Origin of the sequence: Clostridium cuniculi, assembly GCF_004353185.1 — a bacterium.
Taxonomy (GTDB): Bacteria; Bacillota; Clostridia; order Clostridiales; family Clostridiaceae; genus Clostridium; species Clostridium cuniculi.
In genome coordinates this window covers 49,853-74,146 of the sequence record NZ_SMUS01000004.1, presented here as the reverse complement: position 1 = coordinate 74,146, position 24,294 = coordinate 49,853, and the positions used below count along the sequence as shown (strand labels likewise).

The 24,294-nt window shown below is 28.4% G+C and carries 24 protein-coding genes; all 24 read left to right on the top strand.

Annotation, left to right across the window (positions count from 1 at the left end):
- Positions 1-8: 8 nt before the first annotated feature.
- The 24 genes from EJJ37_RS02630 to rpmA all read left to right on the top strand — a co-directional run bounded on the left by EJJ37_RS02630 (position 9) and on the right by rpmA (position 24,280).
- Positions 9-1,805, top strand: coding sequence for a MutS-related protein (locus EJJ37_RS02630; RefSeq protein WP_133014042.1), 1,797 nt, complete (start codon positions 9-11; stop codon positions 1,803-1,805).
- A gap of 54 nt (positions 1,806-1,859) precedes the next feature.
- Positions 1,860-2,765: a 3'-5' exonuclease gene (locus tag EJJ37_RS02625; RefSeq protein WP_133014041.1), complete on the top strand. Its 906-nt coding sequence runs from the start codon at positions 1,860-1,862 to the stop codon at positions 2,763-2,765.
- 107 nt (positions 2,766-2,872) lie between these two features.
- The gene (locus tag EJJ37_RS02620; protein ID WP_133014040.1) at positions 2,873-3,292 is read left to right on the top strand and encodes a CBS domain-containing protein; all 420 of its coding nucleotides are present in this window, start codon (positions 2,873-2,875) and stop codon (positions 3,290-3,292) included.
- A 112-nt stretch (positions 3,293-3,404) separates the two neighbouring features.
- Positions 3,405-4,547, top strand: coding sequence for a 30S ribosomal protein S1 (rpsA, locus tag EJJ37_RS02615; RefSeq protein WP_133014039.1), 1,143 nt, complete (start codon positions 3,405-3,407; stop codon positions 4,545-4,547).
- Positions 4,548-4,896: 349 nt separating this feature from the next.
- Positions 4,897-6,348, top strand: a complete 1,452-nt coding sequence (locus EJJ37_RS02610; protein ID WP_133014038.1) for an aminoacyl-histidine dipeptidase — start codon at positions 4,897-4,899, stop codon at positions 6,346-6,348.
- Between the two features lie 143 nt (positions 6,349-6,491).
- Positions 6,492-7,292 carry an SPOR domain-containing protein gene (locus EJJ37_RS02605; protein ID WP_133014037.1) on the top strand — a complete coding sequence of 267 codons (801 nt, stop codon included), beginning with the start codon at positions 6,492-6,494 and terminating at the stop codon, positions 7,290-7,292.
- A 267-nt stretch (positions 7,293-7,559) separates the two neighbouring features.
- On the top strand, positions 7,560-8,126 hold the full coding sequence (locus tag EJJ37_RS02600) for a Maf-like protein (protein ID WP_133014036.1): 567 nt from the start codon (positions 7,560-7,562) through the stop codon (positions 8,124-8,126).
- A 36-nt stretch (positions 8,127-8,162) separates the two neighbouring features.
- On the top strand, positions 8,163-8,852 hold the full coding sequence (gene radC / locus EJJ37_RS02595) for a RadC family protein (protein WP_133014035.1): 690 nt from the start codon (positions 8,163-8,165) through the stop codon (positions 8,850-8,852).
- Between the two features lie 17 nt (positions 8,853-8,869).
- Positions 8,870-9,889 carry a rod shape-determining protein gene (locus EJJ37_RS02590; protein ID WP_133014034.1) on the top strand — a complete coding sequence of 340 codons (1,020 nt, stop codon included), beginning with the start codon at positions 8,870-8,872 and terminating at the stop codon, positions 9,887-9,889.
- Positions 9,889-10,731 carry a rod shape-determining protein MreC gene (gene mreC, locus EJJ37_RS02585; RefSeq protein ID WP_133014033.1) on the top strand — a complete coding sequence of 281 codons (843 nt, stop codon included), beginning with the start codon at positions 9,889-9,891 and terminating at the stop codon, positions 10,729-10,731. The genes EJJ37_RS02590 and mreC overlap by 1 nt, the downstream gene beginning before the upstream one ends.
- Positions 10,732-10,735: 4 nt before the next feature.
- Positions 10,736-11,227 (top strand): rod shape-determining protein MreD, encoded by a 492-nt coding sequence (mreD, locus tag EJJ37_RS02580; protein WP_133014032.1) that lies wholly within the window; start codon positions 10,736-10,738, stop codon positions 11,225-11,227.
- Positions 11,224-14,163 (top strand): penicillin-binding transpeptidase domain-containing protein, encoded by a 2,940-nt coding sequence (locus tag EJJ37_RS02575; protein ID WP_133014031.1) that lies wholly within the window; start codon positions 11,224-11,226, stop codon positions 14,161-14,163. Before mreD ends, EJJ37_RS02575 begins: the two co-directional genes overlap by 4 nt.
- Positions 14,164-14,407: 244 nt before the next feature.
- A complete protein-coding gene (minC, locus tag EJJ37_RS02570; protein WP_133014030.1) occupies positions 14,408-15,055 on the top strand; it encodes a septum site-determining protein MinC in 648 nt (215 codons plus the stop codon).
- A gap of 15 nt (positions 15,056-15,070) precedes the next feature.
- Complete coding sequence (minD, locus tag EJJ37_RS02565) at positions 15,071-15,868, top strand: septum site-determining protein MinD (protein ID WP_133014029.1); 798 nt, start codon at positions 15,071-15,073, stop codon at positions 15,866-15,868.
- Positions 15,869-15,883: 15 nt separating this feature from the next.
- A complete protein-coding gene (minE, locus tag EJJ37_RS02560; protein WP_133014028.1) occupies positions 15,884-16,153 on the top strand; it encodes a cell division topological specificity factor MinE in 270 nt (89 codons plus the stop codon).
- Positions 16,154-16,418: 265 nt separating this feature from the next.
- Positions 16,419-17,555, top strand: a complete 1,137-nt coding sequence (gene rodA, locus EJJ37_RS02555) for a rod shape-determining protein RodA (protein ID WP_133014027.1) — start codon at positions 16,419-16,421, stop codon at positions 17,553-17,555.
- Between the two features lie 96 nt (positions 17,556-17,651).
- The gene (locus EJJ37_RS02550; protein ID WP_133014026.1) at positions 17,652-18,044 is read left to right on the top strand and encodes a hypothetical protein; all 393 of its coding nucleotides are present in this window, start codon (positions 17,652-17,654) and stop codon (positions 18,042-18,044) included.
- A 63-nt stretch (positions 18,045-18,107) separates the two neighbouring features.
- Positions 18,108-18,971 carry a site-2 protease family protein gene (locus EJJ37_RS02545; protein ID WP_133014025.1) on the top strand — a complete coding sequence of 288 codons (864 nt, stop codon included), beginning with the start codon at positions 18,108-18,110 and terminating at the stop codon, positions 18,969-18,971.
- Between the two features lie 177 nt (positions 18,972-19,148).
- Complete coding sequence (locus tag EJJ37_RS02540) at positions 19,149-21,008, top strand: TIGR03960 family B12-binding radical SAM protein (RefSeq protein WP_133014024.1); 1,860 nt, start codon at positions 19,149-19,151, stop codon at positions 21,006-21,008.
- Positions 20,992-21,693 (top strand): TIGR03936 family radical SAM-associated protein, encoded by a 702-nt coding sequence (locus EJJ37_RS02535; protein ID WP_133014123.1) that lies wholly within the window; start codon positions 20,992-20,994, stop codon positions 21,691-21,693. Before EJJ37_RS02540 ends, EJJ37_RS02535 begins: the two co-directional genes overlap by 17 nt.
- Positions 21,694-21,705: 12 nt before the next feature.
- Positions 21,706-23,148 carry a ribonuclease E/G gene (locus tag EJJ37_RS02530; RefSeq protein WP_133014023.1) on the top strand — a complete coding sequence of 481 codons (1,443 nt, stop codon included), beginning with the start codon at positions 21,706-21,708 and terminating at the stop codon, positions 23,146-23,148.
- 131 nt (positions 23,149-23,279) lie between these two features.
- Entirely contained in the window at positions 23,280-23,591 is a 312-nt protein-coding gene (rplU, locus tag EJJ37_RS02525; RefSeq protein WP_133014022.1) for a 50S ribosomal protein L21, read from the top strand.
- Positions 23,592-23,600: 9 nt separating this feature from the next.
- Entirely contained in the window at positions 23,601-23,975 is a 375-nt protein-coding gene (locus EJJ37_RS02520) for a ribosomal-processing cysteine protease Prp (RefSeq protein ID WP_133014021.1), read from the top strand.
- Positions 23,976-23,980: 5 nt separating this feature from the next.
- A complete protein-coding gene (rpmA, locus tag EJJ37_RS02515; RefSeq protein WP_133014122.1) occupies positions 23,981-24,280 on the top strand; it encodes a 50S ribosomal protein L27 in 300 nt (99 codons plus the stop codon).
- Positions 24,281-24,294 lie beyond the last annotated feature (14 nt).

The window sequence follows — 24,294 nt, the reverse complement described above, 5'->3', positions numbered from 1 at the left end:
ATAAGAGGATGGAGAATTCATTAAATTATTATAAAAATAATATAAGTAAAGTTAATAGTAAATTGGAAAACTTAGAAAAAAAACTTATAGTTTTTTCAATTATACGCTTTATAGTTGTTATTATTGGATTAATATCCATGTATTATTACTATAAGCAAAATAGTATAGAAGGTATGGGATTTAGTTTTTTATGTGCATTAATTATATTTTTAGTAATTGCATTTTTTCATAATGAAAAGATAAACGCTAAAAAAAGACTATTAACAATGTTAAATTATTATGAGAAAGGAATAAAGAGATTAGATAATACTTGGAAGGAATTTGATGATATTGGTAAGGAATTTATTAATAGAAATCATAACTTTTCAAGTGATTTAGATATATTTGGGAAAAGTTCTTTATTTCAATGGATAAATGTAACTAAAACTAGCTTTGGTAGAAAAAAATTAGCGCACAAAATGATGGTAAATAATTTACCTACAAGATATGAAATACAAGATAATCAGGAAGCTATAAAAGAATTAGCAAATAAGAGAGAGTTTTGTGAAAAGATATATTTCGCTGCTAGTATAGAAAACAAGAAAAAAGAAAATATAGAAGAATTATTAAAATGGGCTAAAGGTGAAGAGAAAAATAGCTTTACTACAAAGTATATATCATATATTTTTATAGCTATAACTGTAATAATTATATTTTTATCTATTATAGGACGTATTCCAATAACATATCTATTATTAGATTTGATGATAAATTATTTAGTTATTAAGTTATTAACTAAAAGATTAAGTAGTGTAATAGATACCTTTATAAAAAATAAGAGGGAAATAATTAAATATAGTAGTTTGTTAGCATTAATACAAGATGAAAAGTTCGAATCTAAGAAGTTATTAGAGCTACAAAAAGATTTAGTAGGTTCTAATATAAATTGTAAGGTTGAAATGAAAAAGTTAAAAAATATAGTTAATTGGTTAGGGGATAGTACATCAAATGCTTACTATCTTATAATAAATGTATTTTTAATGAGTGATATTTTTATTCTTTGCAATTTGGAAGAGTGGAGAATTAAAAATGGATATAAATTAGAGAAATGGCTTGAAATTATGGGAGAAATAGAGGCATTAGTAAGTTTATCAACTTTAGCATTTGAGCATGAAGAATGGGCTTATCCTACTATATCAGGCGTAAATGAGATTGAGGCTAAAGCTTTAGCACATCCATTGTTAGGAGATAGAGCTAAGTCTAATGATTTTAATCTTAATGGTAGTGAGAAAGTTGCTTTGATTACAGGGTCAAATATGTCTGGAAAGAGTACGTTTTTAAGAACTATAGGCTTTAATATGATTTTAACTTATCTAGGGTTACCAACTTGTTCAAAATCCTTTAAATGTGGAATAAGTAATATTTATACTTGTATGAGAACGCAAGATAATTTAGAAGAAAATATATCTTCATTTTATGCTGAAATATTAAGAATAAAATTAGTTATTGAAGCTGCTAAGGCAGGAGAAAAGGTATTTTTCTTATTAGATGAAATATTTAAGGGAACTAATTCAAATGATAGACATGATGGAGCAAGAATATTAATAGAACAGCTTGTTAAACTTCAAGGAGTTGGGCTAGTTTCTACTCATGATTTAGAATTATGCAATTTAGAAAAAGAAAAAAGTTGGTTAGTTAATTATAACTTTAGAGAGTATTATAAAGAAAATAAAATTAACTTTGATTATGTTCTTAGAAGAGGGAAAAGTGAGACACAAAATGCAAAGCATCTTATGAAGTTAGCAGGTATAGATATAGAATATTAATTTTTAAAATTAATATTGTTAATTTACCATTAATAAAAGGGTGGGGGGAGAATTTTGGCCTTTATAATAATAGATTTAGAATTTAATAATTTAAGTGGAATACATAAGTATATTCCTAATGTATATAATGATTATCCAAATCTAAAAAAGTTAGATTTAGTAAATGAAATAATAGAAATAGGTGCAGTTAAATTAGATTCTCATATGGAACCATGTGAAGAGTTGAAAGTGTTTATAAAGCCATCAGTTATTCCAGTAATAAATCCTAAAATATTAGATATAACTAAAATAGATATAAAAGATTTAGAAAATGGAGTGGATTTCATAGAAGGTATTAATAAGCTTAGGAGTATGGTTAGTAAAGGGGATATAATTTGTTCATGGGCTAAGGATGATATAGCTGAAATAATAAGAAATGCAAATTATTATGGATATAATGATTTAACTTGGATTGATAATTATTTAGATATTCAAGAATATGTAACAAAGATATTAGGTTTTAGAAAATCATTGAGTTTAAAAAATGCACTTAAGGCTTTAAAAATAAAAGTGAATGAGGGAGCGTTACATGATGCTTTAAATGATTCTATATATACGGCACATGTATTTAAGAATGTATATAATGCTAGAGCTATAAAAAAATATATAATAGAAGATGTTTATAAAATGCCGGCTTTAGAAGTAAAATCATTAGAAGGAATAAAGTTAGATTATAACAAAATAAATCAAATATGTCCTAAATGTCAAAAAAAGATTAAAGTTGATTATCCATTTAGTGTAGTTGGATGGAGATTTATATGTTTAGGAACATGTACAAAATGTAATAGTAAAATATTAGATGAGCTTATTGTAAGAAAGAGTTTATCTGGTGAAGAGATATATAAAGAAGTTGCAACTGTAATAGATGAGTATGATTATTTAAGATACGAGAATAAATTAAAAAATAAAGTTTATAATTAAGATTTAATTAAATTAAGAAATTATTAAAATTTAAATATAATATAACAAATACATTTTATATATGATAAAATGAAGAGGAAGTATGATTTAAAGGAAAGGAAGAAGATATGAATATTGCATTTCTTTTAACTCCTAAAAATGAGGTTATTTATGAATATATAGATGCAACAATGAGACAAGTAATTGAGAGAATGGAGCATCATGGTTATACAGCAATACCACTAATAGACAAGCATGGAAGATATGTTGGAACTTTAACAGAGGGAGATTTATTGTGGAAGTTAAAAAACACAGCAAATCTTAACTTCAAAAATACAGAGAATGTTAAAGTTAGTGAAATAGCTATAAGAACAAAACATAAGAGTGTTTCTATTAATGCAGATGTTGAGAGTATTATTAGATTAGCTACAACTCAAAATTTTGTACCAGTAGTTGATGATGAAGGTATATTTATAGGAATAATAAAACGTAGTGACATAATAAATTATTGTTACAATGCAATCAAAAAGGATAAAAAAATTTTATAGATTTTAATTAAAGCTACTTCTTCTAAAGTAGCTTTTTTATTGTTTTACTTGTATAAAATTTACTGGTGACTTAAAATTAAATATGAGATGTTTTTACAAAGGAGTGGATACTATGTCAGTTGAATTAAATGAAAATTCAATGGGAGATCTTTTAAAGGAATTTGATGTTAAGAGAATTAATTCAGGAGATATATTAAAAGGTCAAATTATAGATGTTAATGAAAAAGAAGCTACAGTTAACATGAACTATGCATTTGATGGGGTAATAACAAAGGAAGAATTAGTAGTAGGGGATATTTCTCCATTAGAAGTTGTTAAGCCAGGAGATACATTAGATGTATACGTTATTTCACCTAATGATGGTGAAGGATATGTTCAACTTTCAAGATTAAGAGCATTACAAATAACTGAAAAGGAAGATTTAAAAAAGGCTTTTAAAAATGAAGAAGTTATAAAGGTATTAGTAAAAGAAGAAGTTAAGGGTGGATTAGTTGCTTACTATGGATCAATCAGAGTGTTTATTCCAGCATCATTAGCTTCAAGAGAAAGAATTGAATTAAGTACTTTATTAGGAAAAGAAATTGAAGTTAAGTTAACAGAATTAGATTTAAGAAATAGAAAAGTTGTTGCTTCTAGAAGAGTATTAGAAGAAGAGGCTTACCAAACTAAGAAAAAAGAACTTTGGAAGGCTGTAAAGAGCGGTGAAAAAAGAGAAGGTACAGTTAAGAAGATTATTAAAGTTGGAGCTATTGTAGATATTGGTGGAATTACTGGACTAATTCATATCAATGATTTAGCTTGGGAAAGAGTTAAAAGAGTTGAAGATGTAGTAAATGTTGGAGACAAGGTTACTGTATTTGTTGGTGATGTGGATGCAGAGCATGAAAGAGTGTCTTTAATATTAAAGGATGTAGATAAAGAACCTTGGAAAGTTCATGCTGATGATATAAAAACTGGTGATGTAATAGAAGGTAAAGTAGTTAAGTTTATGTCATTTGGAGCATTTGTAGAGTTATTTCCTGGAGTTGAAGGATTAGTTCATATAAATGAAATTACAGATGAAAACATAGCTAAGCCTTCCGATGTTCTTGAAATAGGACAAATGGTTAAAGTTAAAGTTCTTGATGTTAACAAAGAAAACAAGAGAATTTCTTTAAGCATTAAAGATGCAGTTGAAAGATCAAATGAGTATTTACAATATAATGATAACGATGATGATGTTACATTAGGAGATTTATTCAAAGATTTATTCTAATTAAGAGATAAGAGGAAAGAGATAAGGTGTGAATTCAGCTTATCTCTTAACTTTCCTCTTTTATTTTTTCTCTAAATCTTTTCTATTTTATCCTAATATTTCTTTATCACATATAAATGTGAAATGCTAACCGGCCTTTAATTTTACACCATCATTAATAAATTCAGTTAATATTGTTTCATTATCGCTTGCAGGTCCGATGTAAAAATCATTTTAGTCTTTTGCATAAAACCATCTTACTTTAATTAAAATAAAAATTATATAGAATAAATTTGACTGCTATATAGATATGATAAACTAATTAATATATAATTATTTTAACATAATTAAACAGTAAGGAGACTTAAAAATGAAGATTTTACAAAATTTAGAACCAAAAGAAGTTTTTGAGTATTTTGAGGCAATTTCAAATATTCCAAGAGGATCAGGAAATGAGAAAGGAATAAGTGATTATTTATTAAATTTCGGTAAAAGCTTAGGTCTTGAATCAATTCAAGATGAGGCATTAAATGTTATAATAAAAAAGCCGGGAACTGAAGGGTATGAAAATGCACCAACTGTTATTATTCAAGGTCATATGGATATGGTTTGTGAAAAAAATAATGGTGTAGAGCATGATTTTGAAAAAGATCCATTAAAATTAAGAATAGTAGATGATTATATATATGCAACAGATACAACATTAGGAGCTGATAATGGTATTGCAGTTGCTTATGCTATGGCAATATTAGCTTCAAAGGATATTCCACATCCGCCAATAGAAGTATTAATTACTACAGATGAAGAAACAGGAATGTCTGGTGCAATGGCTATCAATAAGGAACATATTGATGGTAAAATATTAATAAATTTAGATAATGAAGAAGAAGGGTATCTTTTAGTAAGCTGTGCTGGTGGAATAAGAAGTACAGCAACTATTAATATAGAAAAACAAGATATTAAAGATAAAAAGTTAGTAAAAATAAACGTATCAGGACTTAAAGGTGGTCACTCTGGTATGGATATAATTAAGGAAAGAGGAAATTCAAATAAAATTCTAGGTAGAGTTCTTAAGGGACTATCAAGAGAAGTTAACTTTAATGTTGTTAATTTAAATGGTGGTTCTAAGAATAATGCTATTCCAAGAGAAGCTGAAGCTGTTATAACTATTAATTCTAGTGATGAAAATACAGTTATAGATGTAATAAAAAACTGGAATGATATTATAGGTAATGAATTAAGAACTCAAGATTCAGGATTAAAAATTGAGGTTTCATCAATTGCTGATAAAGAGGAAAAAGAATTTACAGATGAATCTACTAAAAAGGTTGTAGATTTATTATATCTATATCCAAATGGAATAAACTCAAAGAGCGTAGAAATAGATGGACTAGTAGAAAGTTCAACTAATCTAGGAGTTTTAACTACTAATGATACTACTGTAGAATTTGATTCAGCAATAAGAAGTTCTGTACCATCATTAAAAGAAGAAATAGTTTTAAGAAGTAAAACTATAGTTGAGCTTTTTGGTGGAGAATTTACGACTACATCAGATTATCCAGGATGGGAATATAACCCAGATTCAAAAATAAGAGAAATTTGCCAAAAGGTTCATAAGGATCTTTATGGAAATGAAGCAAAGATAGTTGCAATTCATGCAGGTGTTGAATGTGGATTATTTAATGAAAAATTAGGTAATCTTGATATGATAAGCTTTGGACCAAATCTTTATGATGTACATACTCCAGATGAGCATATGAGTATTTCATCAGTAAGAAACTGTTATGAATATTTAAAAGCAATACTTAAGGAAATTAAATAGTTAGTAAAAAACGAAGATGTAATGTCTTCGTTTTTTTTATAAAGAAAAGTTATTTTTATTATGTATATAAGTGAGTATTAATGAATATATTGTAATGTAGTAAGTAAAAAACATAATAAGTTAATGAGTGGGAGGATGAGAAAGTGAGGTATACAAGATATAACTATAAGAAAAAGAAAAATAATGATATTTTGAAATTTATTCTATCATTTATTGGTATGAGCGTATTTGTAATAATAGTAGGAGTATTACTTGCTAATATTATAATTCACTTTTTACCATTGAATAATGCGAGTACAGCTGATGCTAGTAATAAAAATGAACAGGTTCAAACTGATAATTCGGAGAATGTAAGTAATGAAGTTTCAGAGGGAGAGGCAGATACTCAAGTAAATGCTGCTGAAGTAGTAGATAATGATAAATCTTCAGAAGCTACACAAGGAACTATTAATACTAGTTTTATGGCGATTCAATGTGGATACTTTGCACAAGAAGATAATGCAAAAGAAATATTTAATAAGATAGCTAATGGATATGGAGCTTTTATATATAATGATGCAGATAAATTTAAGGTTTTAGCTGGCGTTTATTCAGAAGACGAGGGGCAAGCTGTTATGGATAAATTAACTGCAAGTGGTATTGAGTGTGCTAAAGTTGAATTTAATCTTAATGGTGGAAATTCTATTGAAAATCAAATAGCTGGAATTTATGATGGTTATTTAGAAATATTGGATACTGCATTTAAAGATGATGTAAAATCAGTAGATACTACAGATTTTAAAGAATGGGTTGGAAAGTTAGATGATATAAAGGATGGAGATAAATATGAAGTTTTATCTGATCTAAAAAAACATATTAATGAATTAGGAACGGAAATAAAGAAGGAAGATGTTTCTAATGAGATGCAATATTTATATAAAATTTTATTAAACTTTAATAAATAAAAAACACATAAATATATATCAATAAATGTAAAAAATTACATTAAAAATTAAGAAAATTTTATAGAATATTCTACAAAAAATTCATATATAAAAAGAGGAAAATGCTTGTTTGAATACCTATTAAGTGATAAACTATATTAGAAATAAAGATAGGTGACAAGAATTTACCTCTTTTTTATTGTGTTTTAAATTAAATTTTAAAGTCAGGTGTAAGACTAACGTTAAATTGGGAATAATACTTAATAAATGACTGTAGGATGTGATATTTTGAAGTTTATATTGGCATCTGCTTCAGAGCGTAGAAAAGAGTTATTATCTAGGATAGTAAGAGATTTTGAAGTTAGAGTTAGTGATTTTGATGAAGATTCAGTACAAGTTAATAATGACATTGAAAAGTATGTTAAAATATTGTCAGAAGGGAAAGCTAAATCAGTAGCGTTAAATTGTAGTAAAGATTCTATAATAATAGGAGCTGATACTATAGTTGTTATAGATAATAAAGTTCTTGGAAAGCCAAAGGATAAAAATGATGCTTTTAGAATGCTCAAAGCGCTAAGTAATAATGTGCATAGAGTATATTCTGGAGTTACAGTTATTAATAATACTACAAAAGTGATAAAAAGTGAATGTCTATATACAGAGGTTTATTTTTCAGAGCTTTCGGATGAGGAAATATGGAAGTACATAGAAACTGAAGAATGTTTGGATAAGGCTGGTGCCTACGGAATACAAGGCTTCGGTGGGGTTTTTGTTAAAAGGATAAATGGATGTTACTATAATGTAGTTGGATTACCATTAAACTTACTAAACAAAATGATAAAAGAAATTTTATAATTGGGGGATGGATATTATTACTTAAAAGGAGTGCTTATGGCAGAAAATATAAGAGTAAGTGATATACCATTAAACGAAAGACCAGTTGAAAAATTACTTCAATTTGGAGTAGAAAGTTTAAGTAACGAAGAACTGTTAGCTATATTATTAAGAACAGGTACAAAAGGAGAAAACGTCATAGCTTTAAGTAAAAGAATACTAATTGAGCTAGATGGTTTAGACGGGCTTTTAAATGTAAGTTTTGAAGAAGCAAGTAAAATCAAAGGTATTAAGAAAGTAAAGGCTTGTCAGATAATTGCTATGATAGAGATGTTCAATAGGTTTAGAACTTTAAAATCTCAAAGAGAAAGTTTTAAAATTTCGTCACCTAAAGATGTTTCAACATTATTAATTAATGAAATGAGCAATTTTAAACAAGAAGTATTTAAATTAATACTATTAAATACTAAGAATATTGTAATAGGAACTAAAGATGTATTTAAAGGAACATTGAACTCATCTATAGTTCATCCAAGAGAAGTTTTTAAAGAAGCAGTTCATAGAGGAAGTGCAAGTATAATAGTTTGTCACAATCACCCATCAGGAGATCCTAGTCCAAGTAAAGAGGATATTAATATAACTCTTAGACTAAAGGAATGTGGAAATATTATGGGCATTGAATTGTTAGATCATATTATTATTGGTGATAATAAATATGTTAGTTTAAAGGAAAAAGGAATTATATAATTGAAAGGGGAATTCATATGGGATTTTTCAGTAGTAATAAAGATATGGGAATAGATTTAGGAACAGCTAACACACTTGTTTTCGTTAAAGGAAAAGGGATTGTGTTAAGCGAACCTTCAGTTGTAGCAATAAATAGTAATACAAGAAAGCCTCTAGCAGTTGGTCAAGAAGCAAAGCTTATGATAGGTAGAACACCTGGGAATATAGTTGCAATAAGACCACTTAAAGATGGAGTTATTGCTGATTTTGATGTTGCACAAACTATGCTTAAAAAACTAATAGAAAAAGTAACAAGCAAGAGTGCCTTTACAAGTCCAAGAATAATAGTATGTTATCCATCAGGAGTAACAGAAGTAGAAAGAAGAGCTATTGAAGAAGCAGCAAAATTTGCTGGAGCAAGAGATGTTGTTTTAATGGAAGAGCCAATGGCAGCGGCTATTGGAGCTGGACTTCCAGTTGGTGAGCCTACAGGAAGTATGATAGTTGATATCGGTGGAGGAACTACTGAAGTAGCTATTATTTCATTAGGAGGAATAGTAACTAGTAAGTCATTAAGAGTTGCTGGAGATGAGTTAGACCAAGCGATAATAGCATACGTTAAAAAAGAATTTAGCTTAATGATTGGTGAAAGAACAGCTGAGCAAATAAAAATGGAATTAGGATCAGCCTATAAGATAGATGATGAAAATGCTTCTATGGATATTAAAGGAAGAGATATGATAACAGGGCTTCCAAAGATAGTTACAATAACAGAAGATCAAATAAGAGAAGCATTAAAAGAGCCAGTATATTCAATTATTGAATCAATAAAAACTACATTGGAAAAGACTCCACCAGAATTATCAGCTGATATAATGGAAAAAGGAATAATGTTAGCTGGAGGCGGAGCATTATTAAAAGGGCTAGACAAGTTAATAAACCACGAAACAAACATGCCTGTTCATATTGCTGAAACACCATTAGATTGTGTTGTTTTAGGAGCAGGAAAAGCACTAGAGAATTTTGATGAATTAAGCAAAACTCAAAGAGGTCAATAATGAAACCTTTTAAAAACAAACTGGCAGTAACTATAGTGGTACTGTCAGTTGCCTTTTTAGGCATAATTATTTTCAGTTTAAAAAGCAATTCAAGTGTTATCTCTAGTGGTGTAGGTAGTGTTATTAGTCCATTACAAAAAATAATTTATAATGCAAATGATAAGCTAAAAGAATCTTTTGATTTTTTTATTAATTTTTCAAAAGTAAAGCAAGAAAATGAAGAACTTGCAGCAAAAAATGCAGAATTAGAAAATAAGTTAGTTGAATATAATAGAATGAAAGATGAAAATACAACATTAAGAGAAATGTTTGATTATTCTCAAGCTAACCAAAATTATAATTATTTAGGATGCAATATAGTTGGATATAGTGGAGGAAATATTTCTAACGGATATGTAATTGATAAAGGAACTAATGATGGAGTAAAAAAGGACATGATAGTAATAACTCCACAAGGATTAGTTGGAAAAGTTACAAAGTCTGAAAGTAGTTATTCAATTGTTCAAACTATATTAAATGAAAATATTGCAGTGGCTTCTATGGTAGAAAGTACTAGAGAGACAACAGGGATATTACAAGGAGCTACAGATAGCAAAAATAAAAATTTAACTGTACTGTCAAATATTCCGATTGATTCTGAAATAAAGGAAGGTGACGTAATTTTAACTTCTGGACTTGGGGGAATGTATCCAAAAGAAATTAGAATTGGTGAAGTAGTTTCAGTAGAGGTTGATACTGTTGGAATTATGAAGAAAGCAGTTGTAAAGCCATATGTAGACTTTAATAAGTTAGAGGGATTATTTGTGGTAGTTCCAAAAGAAGAAATTAATATTGGGGAGTAGAAGTATGAAGAAATTATATTTAATAATTATATTAATAGTCTTATTAATTATTGATAATACTTTATTGCCTTACTACTCAATACACGGCTCATTCCCAAGTTTATTATTTACCTTCGCTATGGCTTATTCAATTATTGAAGGTAAAGAAAAAGCTATTTTTATGGGAATAGTAAGCGGATTTTTACAAGATATATTTTTCTTTTCTGGTTTTGGGGTAAATTTATTTTTAAATATGCTTTTATGTCTTTTATGTGCAAAAATAGGAGAAAGTATATTTAAGGAAAATAGACTAGTACCAGTTTTGACAGCTTTAGGTATTTCATTATTAAAGGTTTTAGGAGTAGTAATTATATTTAAACTATTTTCTCAAACTATTAACATACCTGTAGCATTAATTTCATGTGTATTAAATGCTATTTGTATGATGCTTTTCTATACTTTAATTTTAAAAACTTTAGATAAATATCTAGATAGGAATACATGGAGGTTTAAATGATAGTTAATAAACCTAAAAAAAATAAGGAGAATTCCAGATATTCTGTTTTGTATATAATTATGTTTATAATGATGGGAACTATTGTTGCCAAGCTATTATATCTTCAAGTATACAAATATGATGATTATAAAGAAAAAGCTGATGTAAGCTCTACTAAATTTATTTCAGAAGAGGCTCCAAGAGGAAATATATATGATAGTGAAGGAAATGTTATAGCAACTAATAAGCAAACTTATACTTTAACTTATATGGAAACTGTAGATTCAACTAAGGCATTCTATACCACCATGGATAAAGTTTTTAAAATACTAGAAGACAATGGTGAAAGCTTTCAAGATGATTTAGCACTTAAAGTTGATGACAGTGGAAATATATATTTTGATTTTAAAACAGATAGTGAATCTAGTAAAAGAACACTTGAAATAAGATTTAAAAGAGATAGAGGGTTAAATGAAGATATAGAGAAAGAAAAATTTGGTGATAAAGAAGGCGATTATACTGATGAAGAGATAAATGAAGTTAATGATGCACTTATGGAAATATCAGCAGAAGATACTTTTTATTATCTTGTAAAATCATATGATCTATATAAGTTATTGTTGCCAGAAAACTATACTTCGGAACAAGCTAGTGAATTAGCTAAAAAATATAAGGATGCAACTGGTAAAGAAATATTAGATGACTTATTAAAGGAATACTCTATACAACAAATAAGAAGATATATAGTTATAAAAGATGCTATAAAGATGGGAAGTTTTAGTGGATATTCTAATATAACAATAGCAAGTAATATAAAAAGAGATACTGCCTTTATTGTGTATCAACAATTAAATGATTTACCAGGAATTAATGTTAGTTTAAAACCTGTTAGATATTATCCATATGGTACACTTGCATCAGCTGTTGTAGGATATGTATCTTCAATAAGTAGTTCTCAAAAAGAGAGTTATGAGTTAAGAGGATATGATACATCTACTGATTTAATTGGTGTATCAGGAATAGAGTCAGCATTTGAAGAGCAGTTAAAGGGAACAAAAGGTGGAACTACTGTAAAGGTAAATTCTCAAGGTAGAACAACAGAAGAATTGTTTAAGTTAGAATCTTATCCAGGTAATAATGTACATTTAACAATAAATAAGGATGTGCAGTATGCTGCTCAAGAGGCATTAAAAGACCAAATTCTTAAATTGCAGTCAGAAGGGTTAAGTAGTGCTACAAGGGGAGCTGTTGTTGCTATAGAAGTTAATACAGGAAGAGTTCTTGCTATGGCAAGCTATCCAGATTTTGATCCAAATGATTTTGCTATTCCTAGTGAATTAAGCACAGAAAAATATAATGAATACTTTAACCCTGACTATGAATCATTCGGAACACAGCATATTCAAAGTACAGGTGCGAAGGGAACTTTAGATGAACTTTTCCCTGTAAATGAAGATGGTGTTAGAGAAGACAAGTATGACTTATATCCAAGATCTATGCTTAATTATGCAACACAAGGGTTAGTGCCTCCAGGGTCTACATTTAAACCATTAACAGCCGTTGCTGGTTTAACTGATGGTGCTATAACTGAAAATGATACAGTTAATGACGTAGGACTTTGGAGTAGTGAATATACAGGTAAACAAGTACTTGAAAACTTCCAAAAGACAGGTCATGGAATTACAGATGTAAGAAAAGCTCTTGAAGTATCATCTAACTATTTCTTCTATGAAACAGCTATAAGATTATATGTTAAAAATGGTGCTAATATAGATGCTCTTAACTCTTTAGCTCGTTATGCTTGGAGATTTGGTTTAGGAGCAGAACAAGGTAAAACAGCTTCTACAGGAATTCAAATATATGAGAATTTCGGGCAAACATATAATTTTGTTTCGTGGAGAAATAGCCTTGCAACAAATGCAAAGTATAGTCTAGTTCCAGCACTTGAAGAAGGAGTATATTATGGATTTACATTTGTACCATTTGATATAAGTGATGTAAGTACTGATTCAGATGAATTAAAGGAGCTAAAAACTAGTTTAAAAAATAATATTAAAGAAACATTACTTAAGGTTGGTACTGATGATCAAATCACTAGTCAAGATGAATATGCTAAAAGTATACTTAGTACTGTTAAAAAGATAATGGAAATATCTGATAAATATAAAGAAAATGTGGCTAACTATGAAGCTGCTAATAATAAAAAAGTAGATATTGATGCTCAGGCAAAAACAGTAGCAAATGCAATTGCTTACTTTACTATAACAAATCAAACTTCAGAAATAAAATCACCTATTAACTTAGTACAAGATGCTATTGGTCAAAGTATGAATGCATTTACTCCATTACAAATGGCTAACTATATGGCTACTTTAGCAAATGGAGGTACTCGTTATAAGGTTTCTATAGTTGATAAAGTAACATCACCTACAGGGGAAGTTATTCAAGAATTTAAGCCAGAAGTAATAGAAAGTAATCCAATAGATGAAGATATATTACAGGCAATTAAAGAAGGTATGAGAAGAGTTAATACTTCACCTTCTAATGGAACAGCCTATCAATTATTTGCTAATTTCCCTATTGAAGTTTGTGGTAAGACAGGGACAGCTGACTTTGGAACTTCAGAGCAGTACGAATTCCAAGGAAGAAAGGCATATGCAAACTATATAAGTTTTGCACCAATGGATAATCCACAAATAGCTATATTCTCAACTATATATGATGGTAATAGAGGGGCAAATAGTGCGTATGTTCATAAAGCTATATATGAAGCTTTCTTTAAAGATGAATTATTAACTATTAATCCTAATTATGCAGCAACTTCAGAAACGTTCAAAAAGTATGTTTCTGAAGCGCCAGCGGATAATAATCAAGAAGCTGAAGAACAAAATCAACAACAGGAAGCTCAAGGGGAAGTACAACAAGAAGAAACACAGCAAGAGCAACAAACTGAATAAATATAATAAAAATAAGAGAAGTTTAATAATGGCTTCTCTTATTTTTATATTAAAATTTAAATTATTTAAAAAGATATTATTTACTTAGAAGAGTTGTTAAATTATAATTAGTAATGCATGTATTGGTAAAATAAGTGATAATTTGTAGAAAAATTACAATACTTTTAATGAGATTATGTTTTTAATTGTAGTTATATGATATAATTAAAAGTAAATTGAGTTTTTAATTGGTGGAGGATGGCCAATGAAGGATGAAAGAATACAAATAAAAGGCGATAAAGATGGTGTAAATATTATAATAGATATGGAGAAGTTTGTATGTTTTGATGATATGTTAGAAGTATTAGTATCTAGTTTATCAAAGAACAAGGGCTTTTACAAAAATTCGATACTAAAAATAACATCTAATCTTAAGCATATTGAGAACTCTGAAATAATTAGATTGAAGGAAGAATTATTTCAAAAGATAGATATAAAAGATTGTATTTTTGATGATATTAATAAAGTTAAAGAAAATAATTCTTTTAAAACTTTTAATGGAGTTAATGAAGGAAAAACTAAATTTATCAAGAAAACAATAAGGGGTGGACAGTCTGTTGATTACCCTGGTAATATTATTATAATAGGAGATATTAATAGTGGAGCGGAAGTTTCTGCCGGAGGTAATATTATAGTTCTTGGAAGTATTAAAGGACATGTGAGAGCTGGTACTGGAGGAAATAAAAAATCTATAATAGCCGCATTTTTTATGCAACCTGAATTAATGCAAATTTCAGATATATTAACTATATCACCAGATGATGGATTAAAGCCATCTTATCCAGAGGTTGCAAAAATAAAGGATGGTTATATAGTAGTAGAACCATATTTGCCAAATAAATATATTTACTAAAGTGGAGGGATTTACATGGGAATTTCGATTGTTGTTACATCAGGAAAGGGTGGAGTTGGAAAGACTACAACAACTGCAAATTTAGGAACTGCATTAGCAGCATTAGGGAAAAAAGTTGTGGTAGTTGATGGAGATACTGGATTAAGAAATCTTGATGTACTAATGGGATTAGAAAATAGAATAGTTTACACGATAATAGATATAATTGAAAATAGATGTAGATTAAAGCAAGCATTGATAAAAGATAAGAGATATACTAATCTTTGTTTATTGCCAACAGCTCAAACAAAGGATAAAGATGATATAAGAGCACAAGATATGTTTGATTTAGTTAATAAGCTTAAAGAGGAGTTTGACTATGTGTTAATTGATTCACCAGCTGGAATTGAACAAGGATTTGAAAATTCTGTTGTTGGTGCAGATAGAGCTATAGTAGTGGTTAATCCAGAAATTACTTCAGTTAGAGATGCTGATAGAGTAATAGGAAAATTAGATGCAAAAGGATTAGAAGATCATGCTGTTATAGTTAATAGATTAAACTATGAAATGACAAAAAGAGGAGATATGCTTGACGTATCAGATATTATAGAAACTTTATCTGTTAAGCTATTAGGTGTTGTACCTGATGATAGAAGTATAACTGTTTCAACTAATAAAGGTGAACCTATAGTTTTAGATGAAAAAGCTTTGTCAGGTCAAGCGTTTAGAAACATAGCTAAAAGAATTACAGGTGAAGAGGTTCCTTTATTAAAATTAGGAACAGAATCTACAGGATTCTTTTCAGCTATAAGAAAGATTTTTAAGAAAAACTAGGGGGATAAAGGCGGTATGGATTTATTAAGGGTATTTTCTAACAAAACTACACCAAAAGAAGTCGCTAAAGATAGATTAAAGTTAATACTTATTCATGATAGAGGTGATTTAGCTCCTGAAACTTTAGATAAGATAAGAAGAGAAATACTAGAAGTTATTTCTAAGTATATAGAGATTGATGCTAACGATGTAGAGATATCTTTAAATAGAAGTGATGATATTGAAGGAGAAAGTTCACCAGCGTTAATTGCAAATATTCCAATAAAAAATATAAGAAATAGATAATATAAAGAGACTGTTAAAAAGAATAACAGTCTCTTTTAATATTGAGATAATAGTTTTTGAAAAAATTATAATATAGTAAATTGTATTGTTTAATAAGTTAATACTTAGTATAAGTATTAGAGAATATATATAAAATAAAATGTAGCTTATAAAATTAGTAATTCTTAAAAGTTTATGAATTTTATATGTAGTAATATAATTATTTATGGAGAAAAAGCATGAAATAGGATATAATAAGTAAGTATAAATTCAAGGAGGTAAAAGTATGATACCTTTATCAAAGTTTAAAATGAATTTAAAGAATCTAAAAAAAGTAGATATATTAATGTTTATATCTATATTATTGATAACAATGTTCGGTATACTTAATATATATCTTGCTAAAAAAGTATCTACTGGTGGAATGATATTCCCATTAAAACAATCACTATTTTTTGTTGGAGCAATAATATTATTGTATTTTGTATTGGCAATAGATTATTCAATAATTAAAGCATTTACACCGATCTTTTATTGGACATCAATTGCATTGTTAGTTTTAGTTTTAATAATAGGTTCAACTATTAATGGTGCTCAAGGATGGATAAGGTTAGGACCTTTATCATTTCAGCCAGCTGAATTAGCAAAGATCGCAACTGTCATGATGATGGGTAAAAAGTTAGAAGATATGGATGGAGAAATAAACAATTTAAAAAACTTCCTTGTACTAGCTTTTTATGCAATAATACCAGTAGGGCTGATAGTAATTCAACCAGATATGGGAATGACAATGGTATTGTTCTTCATGGTTTTAGGTGTTTTCTTTATAGGTGGATTAGATAAAAGAATAATTTTAGGTGGATTAGGAGCGTTAATAGTAGGTATTGTATTGGTGTGGAATTCAGGGTTGATACAAGATTATCAAAAGAGAAGAATAACATCCTTCAGAAATCCTGAAACGGATACATCAGGGTCAGGCTACCACTTAAGACAGTCTCTTATAGCAATTGGTTCAGGAGGATTCTTTGGAACTCTTGATTCATTAGCCAATGATGGAACAGGTGGATATGCATCGCAATATGTTCCAGAGATACAAACAGACTTCATTTTTAGTCAAATATGTCAGCAATGGGGTACTTTTGGAGCTATTTGTTTGCTAGCCTTATATGGATTACTTATATCAAGAATGATTAATATAGCACGGACAGCAAAGGACTTATTTGGAACTATATTAACAACGGGAATGATTGCGTATTTCTTGTTTGCAATATGGCAAAATATTGGAATGACTATAGGATTAATGCCTATTACAGGTATAACATTACCATTAGTTAGCTATGGTGGAAGTTCTTTGGCCACAACTATTCTTTCTTTAGGATTAGTTCTTAACATAGGAATGAGACGAAAAAAATTGAATTTTTAAATGAGTTAAATATGCAATATATTGTAAATGCAATATATTGCATATTTTTTTAATTATGAAAATATAATCTAATAAGCAATTTTTTAGGAGGAAAGAATGAGTAATTATAATTATCAATACAAAAGATACTATCAAGAATTACAAAGTAAGAATTCTAGAAGAAATACCTCTCCAGTTTATAGAAGAAGTTCATTTGACGAAGTGTATGGAAATGAAATTCAAAAGAGAGGGAATAAAGAGTTTTTTTCAAGTATGGTTAATGTTTTTATTTATCAATTAGTTGTTGTTATATTTATGTTTATGGCAGCTTTTTATTTGAAATATTCTCCAAGTGAACAGGATTCTTATAAAAATGTAAAAGCAGTAATTAATGATACAACCTATAGTATTGAGAATGAGAATATTGAATCCTTTAATATTTCAGAGATATTAAATAAGATAAATAATTACATAAAAACAAGCTTAAATGGAGGAAAAGCTGATTTTTAAAAATAAAAAATCCTAATAGGAAGGTGGTTATTAATAGAATGTAAACCTATAAAGGAGCTATAAATGGATAGATGGAAAAAAAGTGTTTTAGCTGAAATTATATTATTTTTTATACTTCTTAGTTTAAATAAATCAATTATTTTAGCATTTATAAGTATATTTCTTCATGAAATATCTCATATAATTATAGCTAAAAGAAATGGCTGTAAATTCAATAATTTTAAAATTCATATATATGGTACAAATGCTGAGTTTATAAATATTGATGAATTATCTAGGAAGGAAAAAATTCAAATATATTTAGCAGGGCCATGTATGAATCTAGCCATTGTATGTATATTTTTTCTTGTTGGTTTAATAATTAATAATAGCATTATAGATAAAATAATTAATATTAATTTAAGTTTAATGTGTTTTAATATTCTTCCAGCATATCCTTTAGATGGTTCTAGAATATTAGAAATTATATTATCAGAAAAAATATTGTATAAAAAGGCTAACGATATAATTTCTAAAATAAGTTATATGATTGCAATAGGGCTCATTACTATTGCTTTAATTGTATTTATATATAGTAAAAGCCTAAATGTTAGTTTGATTGTTGCAGCTATAATGATTTATTTAATAACTAAAAGCGAAAAAAAATCAGCAATGTATATATTAATGGGAAATATATTTGTGAAAAGAAACAAGCTATTAAGAAATAAATATATTGAAAATAAGAGTATATCAGTATACTACAAATTAGGTTTAGCTAATGTTATGGCAATAATAGATAAAAATAGATTTAATTCTTTTTATGTGCTAGATGATGATTTAAGGCTTTTATTTATAATGCATGAAGATGAACTAATAGAAGCTTTAAAACTTTATGGAAATATTACATTAGAGGAATATTTTGATATGAGAAACGAGGCTTTGAATTAGTTTACTTTTTTATGATTAATATGCTAGAATATCAGATAGACAATGACAAGTGGCAAGTGGCAAGTGACAAGTGGGAAGTTAAGGATGAAACTCCAATGGGAGTTTCTAAAATATAATTTTTTCCTAAACTTATAACTTGTCACTTGTAACTTTTCACTAAATTAAAGGAGGGTACTTATGAATAAAATAACTGATGATATTTTATGTAAGGTAGAAAAGCCATCTAGATATGTAGGTGGAGAATTAAATCAAGTTATAAAAAATCCAGAGGATGTTAATATAAGATTTGCATTTTGTTTTCCAGATGTATATGAAGTTGGTATGTCTCACTTAGGAACAAGAATTTTATATCATACTATAAATGAAAGAAAAGATACATATTGTGAAAGAGTATTTACACCATGGCCAGATATGGAAGGGTTAATGAGAGAAAATAATATAAAGTTATTTTCTTTAGAAACTAAAACTTCATTAGATAAATTTGATATGTTAGGATTTACTCTTCAATATGAAATGAGTTATACAAATATATTAAATATGCTTGATATGTCAGGAATAACTATAAGAGCAAGTGAAAGAGGCGAGGATGAACCAATAATTATGGCTGGAGGTCCTTGTGCATATAATCCAGAACCTTTATATGATATCGTAGATTTCTTCGAAATTGGTGAAGGTGAAGAAATGATGAACGATGTTTTAGAGGTTTATGCGAGACATAAAGCTAATGGAAAAGTTAATAAAAAGGAATTCTTAAGAGAAATATCAAAGATAGGTGGAATTTATGTTCCAAGTCTCTATGATGTTACATACAACGAAGATGGAACTATAAAAGAGTTTAAGCCTAAATACGAAGATGTTCCGGCTAAGATCAAAAAGAGAATAGTTAATGATTTTGATTCAGTAGCATTTCCAGATGAAATGATAGTTCCTTATACTGAAATAGTTCATGATAGAGTTGTTTTAGAAACAGCTAGAGGATGTACTAATGGTTGTAGATTCTGTCAAGCAGGAATGATTTATAGACCTGTTAGAGAAAAAACTACAAATACTTTATTAGAACAAGCTAGGAAAGCTCTTAAGGCTACTGGATATAATGAGGTATCATTAGCTTCTTTAAGTATTTGTGACTACTCTAATATACAAAATTTAATATCAAGTTTAATTTTAGAACATGAAGGAGATAAGGTAGGTATAGCCCTTCCATCAATAAGAGTCGATGCTTTTTCAGTAGATTTAATTAAAGAGATTCAAAAGGTTAGAAAAACTGGGTTAACTTTTGCTCCAGAAGCTGGTTCTCAAAGAATGAGAGACATAATAAATAAAGGGTTAACTGAAGAAAGAATTTTAGAAGCTGCTAAGAGCGCTTTTGAATCAGGATGGAGTACTATTAAATTATACTTCATATTAGGATTACCTTATGAAACAACAGAAGATGCAGCAGGAATTGGTGAATTAGCAGAAAAAATGGCTGATGTTTACTTTGGAATTCCAAAGAATGTTAGAAATAAAGGATTAAAAATTACAGTAAGTACATCTATATTAGTTCCAAAGCCATTTACTCCATTCCAATGGGCTCCAATGGCTAGACCAGAAATAGTTGATGAAAGAATTAAAGCTGTTAGAGGAGCTATAAAATCAAGAAGTATAGTTTATAACTATCATGAGCAAGAAACTTCATTTATGGAAGCTGTATTTGCAAGAGGTGATAGAAGAACTTGTGATGTTTTAATAAAGGCATTTGAAAAGGGTGCTAAATTTGATGGATGGTCAGAATACTTCAATATGGATATATGGAACGAAGCTATGGCTGAATGTAATTTAGATCCAGATTTCTATGTATATAGAGATAGAAGTTATGAAGAAATACTTCCATGGGATTTCATAGATATAGGAGTTAATAGAAAATATCTTGAAAGAGAAAATGAGAAGGCGAAAAAAGCTGAGCTTACTAAGAATTGTTTAGAAGGTTGTACAGGATGTGGAATAAACGTAAACTTTAAAGAAGGGAAGTGTTTTGAAGGTGCGATACGTAATTAAATTTACTAAAGGCGAGAACATTAAATTTATTGGGCATTTAGATTTAATGAGAACTATTCAAAGAATAATAAAAAGATCAGGATTACCAGTTGAATATTCAAAAGGTTTTAATCCACATATGTCTTTATCAATAGCACAACCACTTTCAGTTGGAGTTTATTCTGATGGTGAATATTTAGATTTAGTTTTAACAGAATCTCTTGGAGTAGGAGAAGTTATAGAAAAATTAAATGCTAGTGCTCCTCCAACAATTAAATTTTTACATGCAACACCTGTTGAAATAGTAGAGAATGTTAAGAGATTGCCACAAGCTATGGCGCTTTTAGATGGTGCAAGATATATAATTAAAGTAAAACTTAATGGAACTTCTAAAGTTGAAGAAGAAATGATGAAGACTTTAAATGAATCTAAATGGGAAATAGTTAAGAAAACTAAAAAAGGTGAAAAACTTACTGATATAAAACCTTTTGTTAAAGAGTTTAAGTATTGGATAAAAGATAATGAACTAGTTTTAAATACATTAATAGCAACAGGTAGTAGAGAAAATCTTTCTGCAGATCTTTTAGTAACGTATTTAAAAGGTAAAATATCAGAAGTTAATGTAGATTCTTTTGTAAATATAAAAAGAGAAGAAATGTATATATTAAAAAATAATAAATATGTTCCTTTATATAAGGGGATTTAAGGTAGTTTTGATATGAGAGAAATTTTCATTGAAAAAAGGGAAAGTTTGATTAGAATTGCAGTAAAAGAACAGGATGAATTAATGGAGTGCCTTGTAGAAGAGGACTCCATTAATCCACAAATTGGAGAAGTGTATAAAGCTAGAGTTAAGAATATAATTCCTGGAATTAACTCTGTGTTTTTAGATATAGGCTTAGAAAAAGAAGCTTATATGTATTATAGTGAAGAACTAAAAAGAGTTGGAATAAAAAAAGGTCAGGAGTTATTAGTAGAAGTCTTAAAGGAGCCTTTAGGAAACAAAGGGGCTAAAGTTAGCAATAAAGTTACTATACTAGGTAAGTTTATTGTTTTAACATTAGGAGATGAAGGAATAACTTTATCAAAACGAATTTGTGATGTAGAGCAAAGAAGAAGATTAACTACTCTTATAAATCCAATTAGAGGAATTGGGATTGTATTTAGAACAGATGCTGAATCTGCAACAAATGAAGAGTTGAATGAAGAACTAAATTATCTTTTAAATAAAAAAGATGATATGGAAAGAAAACTTAAATATTCTAAAAATATAGGTAAGATTAAATCAAATAGCTTAATTACAAGGTTTTTAGAAGAGCTTGATAATAGAAAAACTAAAATTGTTGTAGATGATGAAGAATTTTTAGAAATAGTAAAGGGTTTAGTTAACAATCATAGCAATGTTGAATTTAAACTTTATGAGGGTACAAGAACTTTATTTGATTATAGTGGAATAGAAAAAGAAATAATTAAATTAAGACATAAAAAGGTTAATATACCTTGTGGTGGATATATTGTAATAGATAAAACAGAAGCTATGTATGTAATAGATGTTAATAGTGGAAAAAATACAAAAGGTAGAGATTTTAATAAAACTATAATGCAAACTAATTTAGAGGCTGCAAAAGAAGTAGGAAGACAAATTAGATTAAGAAATTTAAGTGGAATTATAGTTGTTGATTTCATTGATATGAGAGATGAAAAACAAAAAATACCTGTACTTAAGGAACTTAAAAAAGCATTAGAAGTAGATAAGGGAAATGTTAGGGTTTTTCCTTTTACAGAGCTTGATTTAATTCAAATAAGTAGAAAAAGAAAAGGTAAATCTATTTATGAGTATTTAGAAGAGCCTTGCCGAAAATGTAAAAGTAATGGATTTCTTTTAAGATTATCTTACATTGAAACTCTTATTAGAAATGAAATTATAAAGTGTTCAAATGAGAACTCTATAAATGATTTTTATGTTGAGATAGATAAAAATTATGAAGAGGATATAAAGGGAGATCTATTTAAATTTTTGAAAAATATTGATGGATTAGATAAAGAAATTTATTTAAATTTCGTTGAGGATATAGAGGGGTATAGGGTTGAACCTCTTATATTCTCTAATCAAAAAGAAAATTACCAAAAGTACAAGATAAAAACAATTGAAAAAGTGTAATAAACTTCTTTACAAAATGTATTTTTATATGATAGAATGTCATATGTAAACCGCACATAACGGGTTTTAATAAAAACAAAGTTAAATCTTTGTACCTACATTGGCGAGACCGTTTAAGAGGAGGTGTTTTAATGTACGCAGTAGTATTAACTGGAGGAAAACAATACAGAGTTCAAGAAGGAGACGTAATATACGTTGAAAAATTAAACGCTGAAGTTGAATCAACAGTAGAATTAACAGAGGTTTTAGCTGTTTCTAACGGAGAAACTTTAACAGTTGGTGCACCAGTAGTTGCTGGAGCTAAAGTTGTTGCTAAGGTAGCAGCTCAAGGAAAAGCTAAGAAAATCACAGTTTTCAAGTATAAGCCAAAGAAGGACTACAGAAAGAAGACTGGTCACAGACAACCTTACACTAAATTAGTAATCGAAAAAATCGAAGCTTAATTTTAAGTTATGATTAAGGTTATTATATTTAAGCGAAAACATATATCTCTCGGATTTAAGATAGAAGGTCATGCTTTATCAAGAGAAGAAATTGAAAGCACTACAGGTGATGCATATGATATGATATGTAATAGTGTTTCAGTATTATCTCAAAGTGTTGTAATAGGCATGCAGGAAGTACTAAAACTTCCAATAAAGTATGAAATAAATGATGGATTTTTATCATTAAACTTAAATGATCTTAAGGAAGAAGATATTGAGAAAGGGCAAGTATTACTTTTAACCTTTGAAAAAAGTTTAGAAAGTTTAATGATGTCCCTGGAAGCTAGTTTTGGTAAAAATAGACGGAATAAATATATAAAAATAAAATTCGAGGAGGTGTAATGAGTATGTTAATGATGAACCTTCAATTATTTGCCCACAAGAAAGGGGTAGGTAGTTCAAAGAATGGTAGAGATTCTGAATCTAAGAGATTAGGTGCTAAGGCTGCAGACGGAGAATTCGTTTTAGCTGGAAACATCCTTTACAGACAAAGAGGAACTAAGATTCACCCAGGTCTAAACGTAGGTAAGGGTGGAGATGACACTTTATTTGCTAAGGAAGACGGAATCGTAAAATTCGAAAGAATGGGAAGAGACAAGAAAAAAGTTTCTGTTTACCCAGTAAGCGTTGAAGAAATAGCTGAATAATTATATTTTATATA